Origin of the sequence: Varibaculum cambriense (assembly GCF_022133705.1) — a bacterium.
Taxonomy (GTDB): Bacteria; Actinomycetota; Actinomycetes; order Actinomycetales; family Actinomycetaceae; genus Varibaculum; species Varibaculum cambriense_A.
On sequence record NZ_JAKNHJ010000030.1, the window covers coordinates 1 to 1,291 of the forward strand.

Consider the following 1,291-nt stretch of genomic DNA (forward strand, 5'->3'; position numbering starts at 1 on the left):
TTCCGCTTCTTATGTGGGTGCTAGTTGTTTAGAGTGGGTTTGATTGTATCGGGTTATCACCTCCTCGGGTGTGGAATAGTCCAGGGATTCGTGAAGGCGGATATTGTTCCACCAGTAAACCCAGTTCATGGTGGCAAACTCGACCTCGGACAGAGTTTCCCAGGTTTGCGAATAGATCAGTTCGCTCTTATATAAACCATTTACGGTCTCTGCCAGGGCGTTATCGTAGGAGTCTCCCACGGTCCCAGTAGAAGGTTTTATCCCGTAATCAGTAAGTTTGTCGTTATAGGTAATGGAGGTGTACTGACTACCGTGATCGCAATGATGCACCAGACCTGCAAGATTGTCTTTTGCTAGGGCTATGGCCTGCTCAAGAGCTTGCAGGGGCAGTACCTCGGTTTTCATTGATGACCGGGTAGCCCAGCCCACAATTTTTCGAGAATACACATCGGTTACGAACGCGGTATAAACAAAACCAGACAGAGTACGAACATAGGTAATATCTGCTACCCACAACCTGTTAGGCCTATCTGCGCTAAACTGGCGATTAACGAGATCCGGGCGCGTATCAGGGACTTTAGAAGGACGGGTAGTAACTGGTCTGCGTCCCCTACGCACCCCACAAATCCCGGCCAGACGCATCAGTCTGCCAGTTTGTTCCCGCCCGATATCCCAACCAGCTCGGCGCATAGCACGCCAGATTTTACGAATCCCGTAGACCCGGAAGTTATCATCGAAAATCTTCACGATTTCCTCTACTAGCACGGCATCTCTCAATCGCCTGGCACACACTTTTCTTGACTTTGCCGCCCGGTAACCACGCGAAGTAATAAAGCCCCCAACGGTGTGTTCGTTCATAACCCGGCAAATGAACTCGACCGAGAAACAATCACGATACTGATCGATAAACGCAATCATTTCATCCCGGGGTGGTCGAGTTCTTTCGCGAAAAAAGCCGATGCGAGCTTCAAAATCTCGTTAGTGCGTTTAAGCTCCGCGTTTTCCTTGCGCAAACGCCTTATTTCGGCACACTCTTCCCGGCTAAGTCCAGCTCTTTGTCCCTGGTCTATCTCGGCTTGAACCACCCAGCGACGCAATGATTCACGACTTACACCAAGCTTTAACCCGGTATCACTAATAATCGCTGCTCTCGAAACACCAGGATCATCCCGAAGCCGGTCAAAGACCAGCCCGACAGCACGATTCCGAAACTCCTGCGAATACTTCCTAGGCATAAAACAATCCTCTCAAAAAATCAAAAAAACCTAGGAACAAAACCTGGGACGCTTCA

1 protein-coding gene is annotated in these 1,291 nt (G+C 49.6%); it reads right to left on the reverse strand.

Annotation, left to right across the window (positions count from 1 at the left end):
- Window positions 1–9: 9 nt before the first annotated feature.
- Window positions 10–1,235, reverse strand: a protein-coding gene (locus tag L0M99_RS09685; protein ID WP_238128452.1) for an IS3 family transposase whose coding sequence is annotated in 2 segments (ribosomal slippage) — window positions 10–956 and window positions 956–1,235 — 1,227 coding nt in all. Because the reading frame shifts where the segments join, the coding sequence is not laid out codon by codon here.
- Window positions 1,236–1,291 lie beyond the last annotated feature (56 nt).